Genomic DNA, 19,841 nt, shown 5'->3' with positions numbered 1-19,841 from the left:
GTTTATTTTAACTAACGAAAAGCGAAATAACAGTTGATTTTTATTCTAATACTGGCACATTAACAAGTGTAAACAGAAGTTAAGTTAATGCTAACTGTTTATTTGTAGTTTTAGTGAAAGTCTTCAAAATCTCTCGCCGAAATAACACCTTAAACATAATATTTTCTAATAATTATTATAGATATAAAACAAACTGTAACCTTGTTAGTGAGCCTATTTACTAACGTCTAACAAAATGGAGTAGCGCTTCAATGTGTTCGATTTTTGGAATTTTAGATATAAAAACAGGTGCTGAGGCTTTACGTCCAAAAGCACTAGAATGTTCTCGATTACTACGTCACCGTGGTCCTGATTGGTCAGGCATATACAACAATGAGCATGCAATATTAGTACATGAACGCCTGTCTATTGTTGACACTGAGCATGGTGCACAACCTCTTTATAATAAAGCTAAAACACATATATTAGCCGTAAATGGCGAAATTTATAATCATAAAGCATTAGCCACTAACCTAAAGGTTGACTACGAATTTCAAACGGGCTCTGACTGCGAAGTTATTTTACCGTTATATGAAGAGTTCGGTGTAGACTTTGTAGATAAACTACAAGGTATGTTTGCCTTTTGTTTATACAACGAAATAGACAACAGCTATTTAATTGCACGTGATCACATTGGTATTATTCCGCTTTATACTGGCTACGACGAAGAAGGCAACTTTTACGTTGCGTCAGAAATGAAAGCATTAATGCCTGTATGTAAAACTGTATCTGAGTTTCCTCCTGGTCACTTCTTAGATAGTCGCGTAGGTACAGTTCAAAAGTATTATCAGCGTAACTGGCAAAAATACTCTGCGATCAAAGATAACTTTACTAATAAAACAAAGTTACGTGAAGCATTAGAAGACTCAGTAAAAAGTCATCTTATGACCGATGTTCCTTATGGTGTATTACTTTCAGGCGGTTTAGATTCCTCTTTAATTTCAGCTATTACGCAAAAATTTGCTGCGAGAAGAATTGAAGATAATGATTTAGCAGAAGCATGGTGGCCAAAAGTGCACTCCTTTGCCTGTGGTTTAGCTGGCTCACCTGACTTAATAGCAGCTCAAAAAGTAGCTGATAGCATTGGTACTATTCATCATAGTGTTGTATTTACAGCACAAGAAGGAATTGATGCGCTTAAAGAAGTGATTTATCACCTTGAAACATACGATGTTACCACAATTCGTGCCTCTACCCCTATGTACTTAATGGCTCGTAAAATTAAAGCGATGGGTATAAAAATGGTGCTATCAGGAGAAGGCGCTGACGAAATATTTGGTGGATACTTGTATTTTCATAAAGCACCCAATGCTCAAGAGTTTCACGAAGAGTTACTGCGTAAACTTGATAAGCTACATATGTTTGATTGCTTACGCGCAAACAAATCTATGTCTGCATGGGGTATTGAAGCCCGCGTACCATTTTTAGATAAAAGCTTTTTAGATGTGGCTATGCGTATTAACCCCGCTGATAAAATGTGCGGCAATGGTAAAATGGAAAAAGCAATTTTACGATCTTCTTTTGAAGGCTATTTGCCTGAAGAAATTTTATGGCGTCAAAAGGAGCAATTTTCTGACGGCGTTGGTTATTCGTGGATTGATGGTTTAAAGGCTCATGTTGAAAGTCAAGTGACCGATCAACAACTCGCCAGTGCTGAGTTTAAATTTCCATTAAATACACCAGACACCAAAGAAGCCTATTTTTATCGCAGCATTTTTGAAGAACACTTTCCACTTCCTTCTGCCGCGGAATGTGTACCAGGCGGTAAGTCAGTTGCTTGCAGTACACCTGAAGCTCTTGCATGGGATGAAAGCTTTAGGCTTATGGCTGATCCATCTGGGCGTGCTGTACAAAATGTACATAACGATAGTTACTAAGCTATAAAATACAGCACTTATTGTATTTTTAGTACGAAGTCGAAGATAAGTAATTATTTTCGACTTTTTATTTGAATTAATTGTAATTATTAGTTAAAAACTAAGCACTTTTGCTTTAAAGTTATAGCGGCTATTTTTTCGTACCATTGTAGTAATAGGAAAGCATTTTGACTAATAGAATAGAACCAGAAATTACCAGCATCACGCCTGATATTGATCAGGTTGAATCATTTCAATCTACACGTTCTAATACGCGCAAAGGAGGCTCGCCAACACCACCTCCGACAGCTGAAAATAGTACAAAAGGGAAAGCTTCATTTGCAAACAAATTTGCATTAATACTAGTATATATTGCCTTAGCAAGTGCAAGCTATTGGTTTTATCTAGAAAATACCAAGTTAAAAGAAATACAAACGGATGCAGAACAGCGTATTGCTCAACTTGAGCAACAATTATCAGCAACAGGTGAAGAAATTGGTGAATCTACAGTAGCGCTAAAAGTTAAGCTTGAAGCATTAACAGAAAAGTCTAATGAGTTATGGAGCGAAATGGATAAACTTTGGGCAAGTGCATGGCGACGAAACCAAAGTGAAATAAAGGAATTACGTTCAAAGTCGATAGCATTAGATAAAAGCGTAAACAGTAATATTAACAGTTTAAAAAATACCGCTAGTTTGGCTGTTGTTAAAGAAATCCAAGAAAAACAAACATCAACAGAATTTAGTTTAAATGCAATTTCTGAGCAAATATCTGCTTCAAGTAAAATGCAAAATGAACTTGCTACCCTCCTAAAACAAGTAAACTCGCTGAGTCAGAAAGCTGACATACGTGACAAACAACAAATGGAAGTAGCAACATCAGTTAACCAAGTAGACACTTCTTTACAGCTTGTTATTGAGCGTATTGAACAACTAGAGGCTCAGTTGAAATTACAAGCGAATAAACCTTTGGCGCCTGGTCAAATTAATTAATTTATAATAAAAAAGCGCCAATTAAATTGGCGCTTTATAAATTTAACCTTTACGTTTTCTTGGTTTTACAACTTCATTACTACTTGATTCTTTTTTCAATTTACGTTTCTCTTTTAACGTCAATACAGGTTGTTTCTTATCTTTTTTAGACATTTTATCACCTATTAGTAACTATCAGATTAATAACATATGGTTTTATAAAACTAACAAATCGAAAAATTAAACGCTTAACCTCCTTACTAAAATTTTTGCACTACACTTGTGATATACGTCCACAGAAATAGCGCGTAAAACAAATTTATATTGAGTAAAAATAACTTTATAAACAATTCAGGGGAAATTATCTTTAACTGTAAAAACTGTCTGGGCAGTAAAATGCCCGTTTAAACGGGAAATTTTAGGGCGAAGCTCCCTAAAAATATAATGATATTGAGTAAGACAATGGGTGTTTTCATAGAGCTCAATATAGCAGGTTAAATAATAACTTCAAGCCTATTTATTAGCTTGAAAAAGAGCATGTAAAACATAAATATAAAATTAGCTTTAAACGTTTTTTGGTTTGATTTTTATTGCAATAATTTACTGGTATGCCCTAGTCTCAACCTTGATTAAGGGGTGAAATACTCCTGGTTAGTGTAGTAACGCATAGACAATTTTGGCTATTAAATACTGCACTTAGAGTACCCCCCCCTACTTCAGTTAGGCTATATTAAAATAACTAAATTAACTACTAATAAGTAAACTTGTTTAGTTGACGCTCTAAACCATTTACGGCATTTTTCAGTTCCACAGCTTGAACACCTAAATCTTGAATTAACAACGTACTTTCCTCAGAAAAGTCGTTAACTTCGCTCATCGTTTCACTAATTTCATTTATGGCTTTAGTTTGTTGCACACAAGCTGTAGCAACTTGTCCCATATCATCTTGAATGGTATCTAATAGTGACCCGATTTCTTCCATTGATTCTCCAGAAGTCGCAATATTCATACTCACTTTCTTAGTTTGCTCAATCCCTTCCGACATACCTGTACCAGCTTGCGTTATTTTACGTTGTAAGTCGTCTACTACAGTATATATTTCTTTTGTAGACTCTTGGGTTCTTTGTGCTAACCCTCTGACCTCATCAGCAACAACTGAGAACCCTCTTCCATGTTCGCCAGCCCGTGCAGCTTCAATTGCAGCATTTAGCGCTAATAAATTTGTTTGATCCGCAATAGAGTTAATTACATCCACTACCTGGCCGATATTAGCAGACGCTGAATCTAAGTCTTTCATAATTGTATTTACAGCTTCTATTTTATCACCAAGCAGTTGCATATTAGTAACAGCTTCTTTAGCCAAAGAGATAGTTTCATCAGTTTTATCTCGCATATCTGTAGAAGCATTCGACGTCTTCATCGCATTGTTTTCAATTTCACCAGCACTCGCAGCCAATTGTGTTGCCGCTACACTCGCCGTACTCAATGCTTGTTTGTTTACATTGGTTTTTTCAATTAGTTGCTGTGATACATATTCTACTTTTGCTGAAGCGGTTGATACACCTTCCTTATCTAAAGCTACTCCGGAGATAACCTCTCGAAGCTTCGCTAAAAAGATATTAAAGTAATTAGCTAATTTACCTGTTTCGTCTGAACTATTCTCATCAATAACTAGTGTTAGGTCGCTATCGCCTTCCGCTACACTAGCGAAAGCATCTGTTAACCTCCTAAGGGGACGACTCACAATTGAAGTAATAATTGTCAGAATAGTCAAAGTAATTACTAATATTACTATACTAATTATAATTTCGTTAGTTACAGCTTTTCTGGCCGGATTTTCAATAACTTCAATAGGAATAAATAAAGCAAGATGCCAAGTCATTTTAGGCATTTGAGTTGTTACAGGCATAGTTACTGCGTAATAATTAGTTTCATTGATAGTAACTTCTGTCATCTTAAGAGGGTCAGCTGTTGATAATGAACTAAGGCCGATAGTCCCTTGTAATTCATCATATTTTTCGATGGGAGTATTTATATCTTTTTTTATGATGGTGTTTGGGAATGTAATATTTTGCCATTTATCATCAAACAATGCCGCAAAACCTTGTCCCTTAAAATTGATCTCTGATGAAAGCTTATTAATATTGTTCAAAGAGATATCAATACCACCAACACCTAGTAATTTATTATTAACATAGACTGCTTGTTCTAATGAAACTGAAATTGCGCCTGTGATAGCATCAACAGCAGGCGGTGTTGTTAACATATCTTTGAAATCTACTGCATGATTATACCAAGGCCTTTTACGTACAAAGTAGCCTTTTTCTTCATCAAACTCATGACCTTCGTCAGGCACTCCTGTTATTCGACCCTCTGCCATATACTCTTGAGTTGCTTCAGATGCGTAGAATGCAGATAAAATATTTTCATCTCGGTCACTAATAGTATGAAAGACACGATTTAAACTATCATATTGTTTATCAGCCGCAGTAAATGCTCCTCTTTCCTTATGGTTAAGCATCCAATCAATAACTTCAGGTGCATTAATAAAGGTGTCAACAACACGTGCATATTGCATAAAATAGCTTGTTAGCTTTAAGCTATCGCGTTCAAGTTGAGTAACGATTTGTTGCTGAAGGTCATCTTTAACTTCTTGGTAAGAACTACTGGCAAATAAAACGGTTCTGCCAAAAATAACAACAATAGCAAAACTAGATATAACAAAGAGAATTTTCTTTTGAATGGTGTCCAACTTCAACATACAACTGACCTTAATTATTTTTTAATACCAACCTGAAAGGATAAGATACAACAATACGTGTTTTACTTAAACTTTAGACAGGTAGTTTATGACAACATCAACACAAAAACGTTGAAGCTACTTCTGCAACTAAATTATCTCCTTAGTAAATAACGCCTGAATATATTTGTACCAGCGAGCCATCTACTTCATTCTTCCCTTTTAAATATTTACTGCTAATAATAATACTGTAAGTTAACTAGAAAATTAATAAAAATCAATCAAGACACTCGCTTATAAATTACCTACAACAAAGCCAGCATGCAAGCTAATAAACAGCTTAAAATAAACTCAATGATTAAGAATATAAACTTAATTTGAAAAACATTGGGCAAAGTTACAGTCAAAGTAGAAAAACACTGTTTTCTAAGCATAACTACTACATCAGGCTTGATGTGTTGGTGGGATTTAAGTGGTAGTACTAAAAGTTTTGCTTAATACTATGCTAACAATTTAGTACAACGGTTAACATTGGCTCGTCGTTTTAACCCTTTATGTTCACAATAGTCAGTTAATACATCGCTATGACCTACAGCGCCATGAAAGAGCTTTCTAAAATCTTTACTTAACGTTAACCAGTTTTCAGGCTTTATATTTAGCCTTGTTAGCAGTGCTGGTTGGTGTTTGTCAATATACCCTGTTTTGTCTTCTCGAATACAGCGCCCTGTTAGCTCAATGAGTTCAAGGTAGTCTTTAAGCTCAAACGGTAAGCCTTTTGGCATGGTTTGGCGTGGGTTGCCTATAAAAGGCAATAATAGTGTTGGTTGTGTCGCTTTTCTAGCTGATATTACGCGTTGTTTGACACTAGTATTCTCTGAGCTTTCTGGTGTTTTAGCTACATTGGCTCGCACGGGGTTTAAATCAACATAGGCCATACAAGCTGCAAGGGCGGCTTCATCAAGTAACGCTTGTGATTTAAAACGTCCTTCCCAAAAATGCCCTGTACAGTTATCTTCTTTATTGGCTTTTGTGGCAATACTTTGGTTTAGTAGGCGCATAAACCAGCTAATATCCATTAAACGGCTGCGATATACCTCAACTGTTTCAAGCAATGAGGACATTAAATAGTCGGGAATTTCATCACCACAACAATATTGCTGTGTGAGTAGTGTGCCTTTGAATAATTGATGCCAGCGTTCAAGCACTTCTTTGGTTGACCAACCTTTAGCGGTGTCTTCATCAATAAACAGTACGGTATGCGTGTGGTTACTCATCACAGCGTAAGCGCATACATCAATAGCAAACACTTGAGTTAGGCTAAGTAGTTTTTCTTCTACCCAGCCTTTCCTGTGGTTAAAGTTCTGACCTGTATTTTTATCTTCACCACACAAAAAAGCACGGCGTACACAACGAGAAATACAATGATAATAAGGGGTGTCGGTTAAGCTAATTAACTGTTTTCTCGCTGTTGTCATAATACCATCCTTGAATTTTGATTAGATATTAACCTTAGTTCAGTGATTTGTATTATTCAAATATAAGCGACTGTCCTAGTTATACTTTATCTTGGTTTGAGCAAAAAACACTAGCTTCAGCCAAAACCTCGGCCATTAATGGCTCGTTACCCGATGGAAATGCACCTTCTTGGCGAGACATAACATAAGTATTTTTACCAGCAGGCATTGGGCCAGTGGTTGTAGTGACACACCCAGTTAGTAAGCTGATAAGTGCAAGAGCATAAGTTATATTTTTAAATTGCATTTTGAGCCTTTAAGAAATTTGCTTTGGGAACAACCCAGCTATCGGCATTTTGACTATTTGATATTATCTCAAGAGCTTCTAGGCCTAAATTACAACTTAGAATTCTACGAGCAGAATTAACTTTTGTTCTAGCGGAGTCATCGCCATACCCTTCAATTTTAATAAGAGCATCAACCAAGTCATCGGATTCTTTGGTCTCGTTAGAAAAGGCCTCAAAGTACTTAACAAATGTACCCATACCAACTCGTTGAATCGCTCGTACTAATTCTTCATGATTCATAGTGTGAACCTTTGCTTTAAAATATAACGCCGTTTTAAGCGGCAAATTGCAGTTGGCTAAAATAAGTGAGGCACGAACAAAAAGCCAACTGTAATTTGTCCGACTTGAAAACCCTTGTTAGGGCTTGAAGCGCACAAGAGTTGCCATAATAACTTATTAGGCGGCAATTATTTTCCTCTATTTATACATTTAAGCCAGTGAAAAATATAGCATTAATATTGGCATAAAAACCGCATATATGTAATAGGCAGCTTTAATATTAGAGACAATATAATGATAACTTCGATTAACTCACAAAATTATACCGTACAACAGACACAAACGAATACTAATAAAACGGAAGAAACAGTAAGAAACATCCCTAAAAATTATGAAAACACCAATAATATTGATACTCGAAAGAATACTCTTTCCTTCATTGAAACAGCCTCCCCTGAGGAGCTTGAAGCAAAAGTTAACTCATTAACAGGAAGAATGCCATCAATGGCTGTTATCAATTTAAGGGAAATTATGAATTCCGAAAATGGGGATGAATTAGTCGCTAGAATAGGTCGTTTACAAGGTCAAATGGATCAAGAGCATCGTAATGTTTTGGATCAAGAGCAAAATTTAATTAGTCAGGGACGTGCAGAAGGAAAAAGTAATAAGGATATTTTAATGAGTATTGTTAAGATGCAAGATGAACAGTCTGAGCTATATAAAATGTCTGCTAATTGGGGAAGCAAGGGACTTACTTCACCAGAAAATTATACAAAACTGGTTGAATTAACCTCTAATTATGTAAACTATTATGCTTAATCACAAAAAAGGAATTTTATGATATTTTGTCACCAAATATACAATCTATAAATTAAAAGCCCTAACGCCCCATTCAGAGGCTTTTAATTGTTGGCTATAATACCGAGCGCAGCGAAGGAAGCCAACTGTTAAAAGTCCTTTGCAATGGCTTGTTATATGCGACCTGCTTTGAGCGCTTGCTTAATACAGTATTTAGCCACAACCTTATGAAATGGCTTTATAAATGCCATATACACCTTTCCAGTTTTAGTTTTTAAATTTACTAAAGTAGATACTGCAAACTCATCGTCTGATAATTTTAAAACGGAAAGCCACATATCCATATTAGGTTCATATGCACCACAAATAACTTCTGTCGGTTCTACTGACTCGATAATAAGAAAACCTGCTTTTTTACCCGCTTCAATATCTTCTAATGGTAAAGCCATTTCCGTATTGCTAGCGGAAAAGCCGAAGTGTTTAACAATAGAGTTACGAAATGATAAAGCTAACTGCACTGGTTTAGGCAAAAAACCGAAGATGCTGTGATATACATTTTTCGCATCAAGTTCAGTTTTATTAACCTGTAACTTAAAGGCATCTCTATAATATGAATTTAGCTCTTTACCATTGATTTTTGTTTCTGATGGAAACTCCATTTCTGAAACCATGCTTAACCTCCTTGGGGCATATAACGCCCTGTTAACAGGCAAAAAATAGTTGGTTAAAATTAGCGACGAAGGAGCAAAAACCAACTGTTTTTTGTCCTTGTTTAACAGCTTGTTAGTTTACAATTACGCTAACACTAATGAAAAGGCACTTAGCCAAATTAGCTGAAAACCATAAGAAATACGTTGATGAATTCCAGGGTTACTTTGAGATTTTAAGGCTTTAGCCATAGCAAATAGATAATAAACAGCAGCGATAACAGAAACAACTGAAAAAATACGGAAATATAGTGGGATAATTTCTGTTGTTGGACTTATAGCTACTAATATTGGTGCTACAACTAGCGACAATAACATAATAAAACCAGCCCAAGAGTGTACCTTACAATTAAAAGTTGGATTTTTAGTAAATGGATCAGCGTCCATAGGAAAGTACCCTGCTACCCATGTACCAATGCCATGAGCTATAACTAACCAACCCGCAATATTTACTAAAATTGAAACGCTTGATAGCTGCGCCAAATACCAACCGAAAAAGCAAAAGAAAAAGCCTAGAGGGTAATTATTAATTAAGGGAGACAATTTTTCTGTTGGGCTGCCTGTTGCGCCTAATTCACTACAAAATTGTTTAGAATGGCTGTAACCATTATAAAATCGGCTCGCAACATAAACACCAATGAAGATCCAGATTGTTGCAACTAACCCTGAATAGATCGCAATACTTTCAAACACTACCAAAATCCTTTTTGTAAACTAACGCCTAAATAACAGGCTTAAAATTGTTGGCTATATTACCGAGCGCAGCGAAGGAAGCCAACTGTTTTAAGTCCTTGTTGATTTTCTTGTTAGGGCTTGGTTATGTGCCAAACATTTCCGATATAATTTTTTAAGCGGCAATAATTTTCCTACAAGACCGTAAATTAATTACTAAATACACTCATAGCCAACACCACCAAAGAATTATTATTGGCTTGTTTTTTGCTTTCATGTCATCGCATCTGCCGGTTTTATATTTAATAAGGGAATTTTAATGCACATAAATAATAATGCTCAAGCAAATCAAATTTATCAAATCCAAAATATAGCTTCTAATACTTCGGAACACGAATCGGGCACTACTATTCAGAATAAAACAACAACAAAAACCGATACAGTGAGTATAAGCAATGCAGGTTTTAATGCCAAAAGTAATTGGCAGAAAATTGCCGATGAGTATGATGTTAAAAACATATCACAAAATGAAATAGGCAGTATGGTTTCAAGTCTAACTGACAATAAATTAATATCTTCAAAAGATGGCTTATACTTAATGGCACCTACTAGTATGAATCAAGATCCAGAAGTTAAATATGATTTATTAGCATCTATGCGTAAAAGACTAGCTTCAGCTATAGCAAATGGAAGCTCTCCAGAGCACATTAAAAACACAGAAAGTGCCCTTAACATTATAGAAGAACTAAAAGCACTATCAAACTAGATAAAAAAGAACTAAAGAGCAGAAAATGCCACGCAATTAAGAGCCCTAACGCCTCGTTAAGAGGCAAATAATATGTTGGCTAAAATAAGCGACGCAGGAGCAAAAGCCAACTGTTATTTGTCCTGCTTTAACGACTTGTTATGTACTCTGAGATAATACTCTTATAAGTTCAAGTAAGAAGAAAAGTACAAACATAGCAATGTAACCTGATGCGCCAATGAGCGTATATTTCATATTGATTTTATCGTTACCCTTTTTTCTATTCTTAAAAAATAGAATACATCCCCAGATTGCAGGTATGGGATAGCCTAACATTGAGAAAAATAACCCTATAACAAGTGGATTGCTTGCGGAGTTAGGTGCTGCTACGAGAAACATTGCCATCATAGCTAGAAAAGGCCAAGCTAATATCCCTAACGCTATATGTACATTTATAAATCCCAAAACACGCACCTTCCTTGAGTACATAACGCAGCCAGCATGCGCGGCTTTGTAGTGAAGGCGAAGCCGCAGCGGAAAAGGCGTCGCCGTGACTGGCCTTGTTATAAACCACTTTACCCACTTACTGCTGCCGATGTTGAACCTACATCTTTTTTAAGCACTAGCACCACCAAATAAACTAAGCCAAACGGTGGAATGATTGAAAGTACCACACCGAGCAAACCAGCCAAAATTGGAGTTTGAGTTTTACGACGGCCAAGGTAATAACAGACTGCACCCATGATTAAGGCGAATAAAGCGATGAACTCGCCGAGCAACGTAGCATTAATATTCAAATGAACTCTCCTTGTGGTTTATAACGCCCGCTTAAGTGGTGAGCAACGCTACCACGAAATTCAATTATTACATCGTAAACACGAAAACTGAATCAAACCAAAACCGCCGAGCGTTGCGAATCCGCCTTGAAGCGTTTGTTATGTGCGTGCTAAACGAGGTACTTTTGCCAATGATTCAAGTCTTTTTGCTCAACTTGATAATCTTCGAAACCACATGACTGATATAACTTTTTAGCCACTGTATTGTTATTGTTTACTTCCAAGGTGATTTTTAAATACTCATTGGCGTTACAGTATTGCTCAATACCATTCAGTAGAATCTTACCCAATCCTTTACCTCGATAACGTTCTGAAACCATAAAGTCATGAACGTTGAGTAATTTCATGGAACGGTATGTCGAAAACGACTCGTAACATACAGCGCACGCCGCTGGCTGATTATTCACAAAACAAATAAATCCATGAAAATACGGTAACTCAAATAACTGTCCTACGACTTTCGAGCGAACTTCCTCGGGCAAATCTGATGCGTATTCTTCGAATAAATCGTTAAACTCTAGATAGTGCTTATCTCTTTCAACGTATATTACTTTGGTATCCAACCTAATTCTCCCTTGAAGCACATAACAGCTTATTATGGAGACTTCTCAGTAATGTCCGTTCCATATTTTTTATTTATTATCTCTTAATATTCCACAATTTCAACAAATTATAAATATTAATTTAACTATAATTGATTATGTTCGAATATTACTGAGAAGCCTCAGTAATATCCAGCCAACAAGAAAAAAATAAAAGTATATTATTCAATAATTTAAGTTGATTATTTTATAGTACTCTTATCATTTGGTCATTTACTGAGACTTCTCAGTAATATCAAATTAAGAAATTTATTTGATCTTTATATAATTGAAACCTATAACTGTATATAAATACAGCTATAGGTTTTAATTATGTCTACATCACCTTTCCTTGAAAGTATCCGCCATATCCTTCGTACGAAGCATTACAGTATTCAAACTGAAAAAACATATTTACTTTGGATTAAACGATTTATTCTTTTTAACCAAAAGCGTCACCCAAAAGATATGGGAGAACAAGAGGTTAGTAACTATTTAACCTACTTAGCTGTTGATAGACAAGTTACTGCTTCAACTCAAAATTTAGCACTTTGCTCAATCGTTTTTATGTACAAGCATGTGTTTGAGCGCGAGCTTACTCTATTATCTAATATGGTCAGAGCAAAAGCACCGACCAGAGTGCCTATGGTATTATCAAATCAGGAAGCAACTACAATTATCAATGAACTAAAACATCCTTATCATCTTATGTTTAGCTTGTTATACGGCTGTGGATTAAGAAAAGCAGAGTTATTGAGGTTACGAATAAAAGATATTGATTTTGATGGTAATTCAATTTACGTTTTTAGAGGTAAAGGGGCTAAAGACCGAATGACCTTACTACCAAAAACACTTATAGAATCACTTCAATCTCAAATAAAAAAAGTCGAAGACTTGCATCATAAAGACTTAGCTGAAGGTGAGGGAAAAACTAGTTTACCTTCTGGATTAGCACGAAAATACCCTAAAGCTATTACGCAGTTTAAATGGCAGTATTTATTTCCCTCAACCGTGAGATGTCAACACCCAACAGATGGTTACTATTGTCGTCATCACTTACATTGGACTTCATTAACCAAAGCGCTAAGAGTTGCTGTTTTAAAGACGGGTATCAGAAAACATGTTACAGCACATACGTTTCGGCATTCGTTTGCAACTCAGTTATTGTTAAATGGAGCTGATATTAGAACGGTACAAGAGTTGTTAGGACATAACGATTTAAAGACTACACAAATATATACACATGTCGTTGGTCAACATTCATCAGGAACTTTAAGCCCAATTGATAGGTAATACCAACCTCACTAACTATGTGATCATTTCTACTGGCTAAAACAGTCAAATACTGCGTTATTTATTTTATAATAATCGCTACATGGGTCTAACTTATGTGGACAATGCAAGAGCATTAACAAACAACCTGTTTTTTCATTGATACAAGCAATAAGTGATTGGATTTTAGATTGTTGCTAATATTTTCCCCAATATGGCTTTGAATTATGAAGCTTAGAATCTAAAGAAAGACGGTAGTTTCATGTTAGAGAACTTCTCGCTAGATACGTTAGGACTAACGTCTATATCTTATCTTTTCTAACCTAATCAACTGTACGATCAAGTTAACTCGAATACTAAACTACAACCTTCGACTAGCATTGCTTCAATTGGTATAAATTATTCGAGTTAAAAATTAAGTTGTAATTTAAACTTACATTTTAGTGTTGCCGCGTAATAATAAATTAAAGCTTATTGCTTCTAGATAGCAGAAACAACGTCTTTTACAAGCTCAGGTCCTTGATAAATAAAACCTGAATATATTTGTACCAGTGAGGCTCCAGCTTCAACTTTCTCTTTTGCATCTTTACCGCTAGCAATACCGCCAACTCCAATAATGGGTAACTTACCCGATAATGCTTTTGCTAGTAACTTTATTACCTCTGTGCTTTTATCTTTAACTGGCCTGCCACTTAAACCACCCTGCTCTTCGCTATGTTCAAGCCCTTCTACACCTTCTCTTGATAAAGTGGTGTTAGTTGCGATCACACCGTCAATATCGTTTTCAATTAAACATTGCGCAATTGACTCAATTTCTTCTTCTGTAAGGTCGGGGGCTATTTTTACCGCTAGAGGTACATACTTATCATATTGCGCAGCAAGTGCTGTTTGCTCAGCTTTTAGTGAAGACAGCAAATTATTGAGGGCGTCGCCATATTGTAATGAACGCAAACCAGGGGTATTGGGAGATGAAATGTTAATGGTAATATAGGAAGCAAAATTATAGACCTTACGCATGCAGTATATATAATCATCTTTTGCATTATCATCTGGTGTATCTTTATTCTTACCTATATTAATACCTAATACACCTCGGTATTTTGCTTTTCTTACTTGTTCAACAAGGTAATCTACACCTTTATTGTTAAATCCCATGCGGTTAATAATTGCATTTGCTTGTGTTAAACGAAATATACGTGGTTTTTCGTTACCCGGTTGTGGTCTTGGTGTTACTGTACCAATTTCAATAAAGCCAAATCCCATGGCTTCAAAAGCTCGAATACACTCGCCATTTTTATCAAGCCCTGCCGCTAAACCACAAGGGTTTGGAAAATGAATACCCATTACTTGTACAGGCTTACTAGGCACTTGTTGTTTGTAAGCAAAGTTAAATGGGGTTGCACCTGTATTCTTAAGGCTTTTAATCGTAAGATCATGGCTTACTTCAGGGTCAAGTTGAAACAGAATTTTACGAACAGCAGAGTAAAGCATAGTACCTCAATAATACCAATAGCGTTAATTGGTATAACATTGTTAATATTTGTGAATTAGATAAATTTTAGACAAAAAAATCCCCACGTTTATGTGGGGATTCTATCATTTATTTTGTTGGATCACAGTTTAAACTTAACAACATTAATTCTCGTAATGCGACTGAAAACTTCGCGAATTCATGTGTTTGACCAATTCTAAAGTCATCTAAAATATGATACCAGCGCTCTAGCGGCTGTTCATTATTGTTAAACCAGCTATCAAGCATCGCATCAACATCTTTACTTTTCGGCTCACAACGTAGTATTACCGATGAAATTGAACGCTGCTGCCAGTCAAGTTCTTCTCTAAAAGAAGATCTTGCAAGGGCTTGCCAATGATTTGATACCGGTTGCTTAGTAATTTGATCTAAGAACCAATGTAAATCAAGTCTAGCACCAAGTTTAAAGTAAACATCGGCAACTATGTCAACATTACGACCATCGTTATCAGCAAGCTCTGCAATATCCATTACTGAAAAAAGGCTGCTCAATTGTGCAATACGTTTAGCTACCGCTTTTGGCGCACCAGCATTTGCTAGGTCGGTTTCTACTCGTAGTATTTGAGCTGCTTCGTCTGCGATCATGTAAGTTGAAACATTTTTAGCCATGTTTTTAAATGTTGCACTATAAAAAGCAATTGATTGTGCAATATCTAATGACTTATTACGGTGGCGTAAGAACCAACGTGTTGCTCTTCGAACTGTGCGACGTAATTGGAATAACATCTCTGTTTGAACCAATGTTGATATTTTATTATCAAGGTTGGTAATTTTTAACCAAATATCAGAGAGTTCAAATACTTCACTAGCCATTGTATAACAGTTAGCTATTTCATGAACCGATGCACCTGTTTCTTCTTTCATGCGGTTAACGAAATTGAACCCCATGTCGTTACCAATTTTATTCGCTAACTTGGTTGCAATAATCTCAGCCCTTAACGGATGATTTTGCATATCCTTGCTATATTTTTTCTGTAATGGCTCTGGAAACGCCTCAATTAACAGGCTGTTATGATAAGGGTTGTCTGTTATTTCAGGACAAACCAAGTCTTCCTTTAATACCATTTTACAGTAGGCAAGTAATGTTGCTATTTCTGGGCGAGTTAAGCCTTTACCTTGCGCTAATCGTTCTGCAATTTCATCATCATTTGGGATAAACTCAAGCGCACGGTCAAGTTTACCTGAACGTTCTATTTCATTAATAAAGCGGGTTTGCTCTTTAAGTTGGCTAACACCACGTAATGCAGTAATAGAAATTGAGTGTGTTTGACGATAGCAATCGTTTATTACAATATTGCCAACTTCGTCAGTCATATCGTATAACACTTTATTACGTTGTTTAACGGTTAAATCACCATTTTTAACAAGACCGTTTAATAAAATTTTAATGTTAACTTCGTTATCTGAACAATCTACACCACCTGCGTTATCAACAAAGTCAGCATTTATGCGGCCACCTTTAGCTGCGTATTCAATACGCCCTAATTGAGTAAAGCCTAAGTTGCCACCCTCTCCTACTATTTTAGCTTGTAAGTCAGCACCATTAATACGTAAACCATCGTTAGCTCTGTCACCAACATCTAAGTGGCTTTCTTTGCTACCTTTTACGTATGTACCAATACCGCCATTCCATATTAAATCAACTTTCATCTTCAATAATGATTGAATCAATTCATTAGGAGACATGCTTTGTTTTTTAGTATTCAACATTGTTTTGATTTGCGGCGACAATTCAATAGATTTAGCTGAGCGATGGAATAATCCACCACCTTCAGAAACTAACGATTGGTCGAAATCTTCCCAAGTACAACCTGGTGTTTTAAATAAACGCTCGCGCTCTTTAAAGGTAGTCGCTGCATTAGGTGAAGGATCAATAAAAATATGAATGTGATTAAACGCCGCTTGTAAACGAATATGTTTAGATAACAACATACCATTACCGAATACGTCACCGGCCATATCGCCTATGCCGATACAAGTAAAATCTGTTGTTTGACAGTCAATATCAATTTCACGGAAGTGACGTTTAACAGATTCCCATGCACCTCGTGCAGTAATTCCCATACCTTTGTGGTCATAACCAACACTACCACCAGAGGCAAAAGCATCACCCATCCAGAAGTTATACTCATCTGAAATACTATTTGCTGTATCTGAAAATGTTGCGGTACCTTTATCTGCAGCAACAACTAAATAAGGATCATCATCATCGTGACGAACAACATTAGCAGGAGGAACGACTTCACCATTAACAATGTTGTCAGTAATATCTAATAGACCACGGATAAATGTACGATAGCACTCTTTACCAGCTTCGAAAATTTCGTTTCTATCACCTTTAGGAAGCTGCTTGCAAACAAAACCACCTTTTGCACCAACAGGAACAATAACAGAGTTTTTAACTTGTTGAGCTTTAACTAGCCCTAAAACTTCTGTACGGAAATCTTCTCTACGATCTGACCAACGTAATCCGCCTCGAGCAACTTTACCACCACGTAAATGTACACCCTCTATTTGTGGAGAATAAACGAAAATCTCATATGCTGGTACTGGCTGTGGCATATCAGAAATTTTTCGAGGTGTAATTTTAAACGATATATAACTCTTGTAAGTATTGTCTGCATATGGCTGAAAGTAGTTAGTACGAATTGTTGCCTTTATAATTTCAACAAAACGACGAATAATACGATCGTCGTCAAGGTTAGCAACCTTATCTAAAGACGCTTCAATATCAGCTAAGAATCGTTGAATTAATTTGTTATTGGTTTTGCGATTTGGATCAAAACGCGCATAGAATAATTTAATTAATAATCCAGCAATTTTAGGGTAGTTGGCAAAGGTATCTTCAATATAGCTTTGACTAAATGTTCCGCCGATTTGACGCTCATATTTAGCTAAAGCTCGAATAATCGACACTTCACGCCCACCAAGCTCAGCACCTAATATTAAGCGGTTAAAGCCATCATCCTCTAACTCACCACTCCATACTTTTGCAAAAGCGTCTTGGAATAATGTTTGTACTTTCTCTAAATTAAATTCCTCTTTACCTGTTAACAGCATTGAGAAGTCTAATATCCAACAGGTTTCACCTTCTGATGTACGTATAGCAAATGGACTTTCGCCAATTACACGTAAGCCAAAATGCTCTAACATTGGTAAAACATCAGACAAATGTATTGGTTCACCACAATGAAACAGTTTTAACTTAACAAAACGGCTTCCAGCTTCTTCTTCTTGAGGCTGATAAAATAACATTTCTAAGTTATCTTCAGGGGTAAGCGCTTCAAGTTTTTCAATATCGACGATTGCTGAACCCGGCAAAACCTCATCTTTATAAGATTGAGGGAATCCTGAGTATTTACGTGCAAGTGCTTTACCGGCTTCTTCACCCTTGTTAGAGTTTAAGGCCGAAGCAAGTTTATCGTCCCAGCTGCGAGCAGCTTCATTTAAATTCTTTTCAATTTCTTTCACGTTAATATCTGCTTTTGTTGATTTAACACGAACAATATAATGTGTTCTAGCTTGTACTGATTCAGAGAAATACGTAGTAAACTCAACAGGTTCATCACTACCAAAAGCTTGCTGTAATAACTCTTGCGTTTTTATTCGTAACTGCGTGTTATAGCGTTCTCTTGGAACATAGACCATACATGAATAAAAACGATCGAAAGCATCTCGACGAATAAATAAGCCTGAATAGTCACGCTCTTGCATTTGAAAAATACCCATAACTTTTTGTAAAAGTTCTTGAATACTTGTTTGCAAAATTTCATCGCGAGGATACGTTTCTAGAATATTAATTAATGTTTTGTATGCATGTGTACCTGTAGCAAAGCCAGAAAGTTCACAAACAGCTAATACTTTTGATTTAATCAGGGGTAAATCAAGTGCGCTATTAGTGTAATAAGCAGAGCCAAACAAACCTACAAAACGCTCTTCGCCAACCACTTTACCGTTACTGTCGAAGCGCTTAACACCAATATAATCTAAATGTGCAGGACGATGAACACGTGAGCGAGAATTGGTTTTAGTTAATATAAGTAAGTTGTCACCTAAAGCTAACTGACGAGCAGGCTCACCTAGTGATGATATTAACCGCTCTGGTGTACCTATTGACTGCTTCATAAGGCCTAAGCTCGACTTTTCGTCGGCTGCTAATGCCTTATCCCCTTTTAATACTTTAATATCGTAAGAACGATAGCCAAGCAAAGTAAAGTTGTTATTTAGCATCCACTTTAAAAACTCTAAGCCATCTTCTTTTTCTTTTTTACCACAGGGCAATTTAGCTTTTGACGTTTCGTTAATAACATCTTCTAAACGATTTTTCATCGCCTCCCAGTCATTAACCGTAATTGAAATATCACGTAATACTGACTCTAGCTCTTCTTTAATTTCATCAAGTGCAGCTTGTTCGCTTTGACGATCAATTTCAATAAAAAAAACTGTTTCTGTTGATGTTGCTTTTATCTTTTTATCTGCTGCCGCCGACAACTGTGTTATACCGTGGTTGCTGTCGCGTACAAGCTTAATAGGGCTATTCAACATTAAATGAGGTGAAAGGTTTAAACGACTTAATGCAATGCGAATTGAATCAACCAAAAATGGCATATCGCCCGTGATAATTTCAATAATGGTGTGGCTAGACTTCCAGCCGTTTTTAGTCACCATCGGATTAAATACTTTAATTACAGGTGTATTTACTTGGTGATCATTTAATGATTTCCATAGACTTAAGGTAGCACCGTACATATCGCTATCATTTCTATGTGCTAAATCAAGTGTTGATATATTTCTATATAAGAGTTCAGCAAACTGCTTCACTAACGGAGCTGTTTTTGCCGGAACTTTCTGCTCTATTAATTGCGATACATTCGACAATATTACAGAGGGTAACCCATCTACTAACGCCATGCCTTTTTCCTTTTTGGATAAAACACTTAAATAATTTGTTGTATATTCTTATAGCTGTCTAAAAATAATAGACTACATCTACGATCTTATTAAGTATTTTAGGCTTTTGCGAGGATTATTTTTTGTACTGGTCTTTTAAAATAGGGTTTGCAGCTGAATAAA

The 19,841-nt window shown here is 36.1% G+C and carries 16 protein-coding genes; 5 read left to right on the top strand and 11 right to left on the bottom strand.

The features are described from left to right. The first annotated feature begins 251 nt into the window (after positions 1-251). Together asnB and QUD79_RS07560 are read left to right on the top strand one after the other, a co-directional pair. Entirely contained in the window at positions 252-1,916 is a 1,665-nt protein-coding gene (gene asnB / locus QUD79_RS07565; protein WP_184426416.1) for an asparagine synthase B, read from the top strand. A gap of 167 nt (positions 1,917-2,083) precedes the next feature. After that, entirely contained in the window at positions 2,084-2,887 is an 804-nt protein-coding gene (locus QUD79_RS07560) for a hypothetical protein (RefSeq protein ID WP_184426414.1), read from the top strand. Positions 2,888-3,617: 730 nt separating this feature from the next. Here the strand turns inward: QUD79_RS07560 and QUD79_RS07555 are convergent. From QUD79_RS07555 to QUD79_RS07540, 4 genes are all read right to left on the bottom strand, one after another. Continuing rightward, positions 3,618-5,627: a methyl-accepting chemotaxis protein gene (locus QUD79_RS07555; protein WP_184426412.1), complete on the bottom strand. Its 2,010-nt coding sequence runs from the start codon at positions 5,625-5,627 to the stop codon at positions 3,618-3,620. 479 nt (positions 5,628-6,106) lie between these two features. Then, positions 6,107-7,081, bottom strand: coding sequence for a transposase (locus tag QUD79_RS07550; RefSeq protein ID WP_286290577.1), 975 nt, complete (start codon positions 7,079-7,081; stop codon positions 6,107-6,109). A 79-nt stretch (positions 7,082-7,160) separates the two neighbouring features. Further along, positions 7,161-7,367 (bottom strand): hypothetical protein, encoded by a 207-nt coding sequence (locus tag QUD79_RS07545; RefSeq protein WP_184426928.1) that lies wholly within the window; start codon positions 7,365-7,367, stop codon positions 7,161-7,163. After that, on the bottom strand, positions 7,357-7,647 hold the full coding sequence (locus tag QUD79_RS07540; protein ID WP_184426926.1) for a hypothetical protein: 291 nt from the start codon (positions 7,645-7,647) through the stop codon (positions 7,357-7,359). Before QUD79_RS07540 ends, QUD79_RS07545 begins: the two co-directional genes overlap by 11 nt. Before the next feature lie 273 nt (positions 7,648-7,920). Between QUD79_RS07540 and QUD79_RS07535 the strand changes: the two genes are divergently transcribed. Then, entirely contained in the window at positions 7,921-8,445 is a 525-nt protein-coding gene (locus QUD79_RS07535) for a hypothetical protein (protein WP_184426924.1), read from the top strand. Positions 8,446-8,597: 152 nt separating this feature from the next. Here QUD79_RS07535 and QUD79_RS07530 read toward each other — a convergent pair whose 3' ends face one another. Together QUD79_RS07530 and QUD79_RS07525 are read right to left on the bottom strand one after the other, a co-directional pair. Next, complete coding sequence (locus tag QUD79_RS07530; RefSeq protein ID WP_184426922.1) at positions 8,598-9,095, bottom strand: DUF2867 domain-containing protein; 498 nt, start codon at positions 9,093-9,095, stop codon at positions 8,598-8,600. Between the two features lie 123 nt (positions 9,096-9,218). Continuing rightward, a complete protein-coding gene (locus QUD79_RS07525) occupies positions 9,219-9,824 on the bottom strand; it encodes a DUF998 domain-containing protein (RefSeq protein WP_184426920.1) in 606 nt (201 codons plus the stop codon). 298 nt (positions 9,825-10,122) lie between these two features. Between QUD79_RS07525 and QUD79_RS07520 the strand changes: the two genes are divergently transcribed. Further along, on the top strand, positions 10,123-10,569 hold the full coding sequence (locus tag QUD79_RS07520; RefSeq protein WP_184426918.1) for a hypothetical protein: 447 nt from the start codon (positions 10,123-10,125) through the stop codon (positions 10,567-10,569). A gap of 138 nt (positions 10,570-10,707) precedes the next feature. Here the strand turns inward: QUD79_RS07520 and QUD79_RS07515 are convergent, their stop codons facing one another. The 3 genes from QUD79_RS07515 to QUD79_RS07505 form a co-directional block, all read right to left on the bottom strand. Then, on the bottom strand, positions 10,708-11,013 hold the full coding sequence (locus QUD79_RS07515) for a hypothetical protein (RefSeq protein ID WP_184426916.1): 306 nt from the start codon (positions 11,011-11,013) through the stop codon (positions 10,708-10,710). Positions 11,014-11,123: 110 nt separating this feature from the next. After that, positions 11,124-11,345, bottom strand: a complete 222-nt coding sequence (locus tag QUD79_RS07510) for a hypothetical protein (protein WP_039925283.1) — start codon at positions 11,343-11,345, stop codon at positions 11,124-11,126. A 149-nt stretch (positions 11,346-11,494) separates the two neighbouring features. After that, the gene (locus QUD79_RS07505; protein WP_069505851.1) at positions 11,495-11,947 is read right to left on the bottom strand and encodes a GNAT family N-acetyltransferase; all 453 of its coding nucleotides are present in this window, start codon (positions 11,945-11,947) and stop codon (positions 11,495-11,497) included. Between the two features lie 351 nt (positions 11,948-12,298). Here QUD79_RS07505 and QUD79_RS07500 point away from each other — a divergent pair, with 351 nt between their 5' ends. Then, positions 12,299-13,258 (top strand): integron integrase, encoded by a 960-nt coding sequence (locus tag QUD79_RS07500; protein WP_184426948.1) that lies wholly within the window; start codon positions 12,299-12,301, stop codon positions 13,256-13,258. A 459-nt stretch (positions 13,259-13,717) separates the two neighbouring features. On the opposite strand, the gene pyrD is transcribed toward QUD79_RS07500, so the two are convergent. Beyond that, positions 13,718-14,728, bottom strand: a complete 1,011-nt coding sequence (gene pyrD, locus QUD79_RS07495; protein WP_184424028.1) for a quinone-dependent dihydroorotate dehydrogenase — start codon at positions 14,726-14,728, stop codon at positions 13,718-13,720. A 109-nt stretch (positions 14,729-14,837) separates the two neighbouring features. Continuing rightward, the gene (locus tag QUD79_RS07490; protein WP_184424027.1) at positions 14,838-19,679 is read right to left on the bottom strand and encodes an NAD-glutamate dehydrogenase; all 4,842 of its coding nucleotides are present in this window, start codon (positions 19,677-19,679) and stop codon (positions 14,838-14,840) included. Positions 19,680-19,841: the final 162 nt, after the last annotated feature.

Origin of the sequence: Thalassotalea piscium (assembly GCF_030295935.1) — a bacterium.
Lineage (GTDB): Bacteria > Pseudomonadota > Gammaproteobacteria > Enterobacterales > Alteromonadaceae > Thalassotalea_B > Thalassotalea_B piscium.
This window is presented reverse-complemented; position numbering and strand designations above follow the sequence as displayed.

Excerpts from the sequence above, each read along its gene's own strand:
- QUD79_RS07530 (WP_184426922.1), bottom strand. The coding sequence starts at position 9,095 with ATGGTTTCAGAAATGGAGTTTCCATCAGAAACAAAAATCAATGGTAAA.
- QUD79_RS07555 (WP_184426412.1), bottom strand. The coding sequence starts at position 5,627 with ATGTTGAAGTTGGACACCATTCAAAAGAAAATTCTCTTTGTTATATCT.
- QUD79_RS07500 (WP_184426948.1), top strand. The coding sequence starts at position 12,299 with ATGTCTACATCACCTTTCCTTGAAAGTATCCGCCATATCCTTCGTACG.
- QUD79_RS07535 (WP_184426924.1), top strand. The coding sequence starts at position 7,921 with ATGATAACTTCGATTAACTCACAAAATTATACCGTACAACAGACACAA.
- pyrD (WP_184424028.1), bottom strand. The coding sequence starts at position 14,728 with ATGCTTTACTCTGCTGTTCGTAAAATTCTGTTTCAACTTGACCCTGAA.
- QUD79_RS07545 (WP_184426928.1), bottom strand. The coding sequence starts at position 7,367 with ATGCAATTTAAAAATATAACTTATGCTCTTGCACTTATCAGCTTACTA.
- QUD79_RS07540 (WP_184426926.1), bottom strand. The coding sequence starts at position 7,647 with ATGAATCATGAAGAATTAGTACGAGCGATTCAACGAGTTGGTATGGGT.
- QUD79_RS07550 (WP_286290577.1), bottom strand. The coding sequence starts at position 7,081 with ATGACAACAGCGAGAAAACAGTTAATTAGCTTAACCGACACCCCTTAT.
- asnB (WP_184426416.1), top strand. The coding sequence starts at position 252 with ATGTGTTCGATTTTTGGAATTTTAGATATAAAAACAGGTGCTGAGGCT.
- QUD79_RS07490 (WP_184424027.1), bottom strand. The coding sequence starts at position 19,679 with ATGGCGTTAGTAGATGGGTTACCCTCTGTAATATTGTCGAATGTATCG.
- QUD79_RS07520 (WP_184426918.1), top strand. The coding sequence starts at position 10,123 with ATGCACATAAATAATAATGCTCAAGCAAATCAAATTTATCAAATCCAA.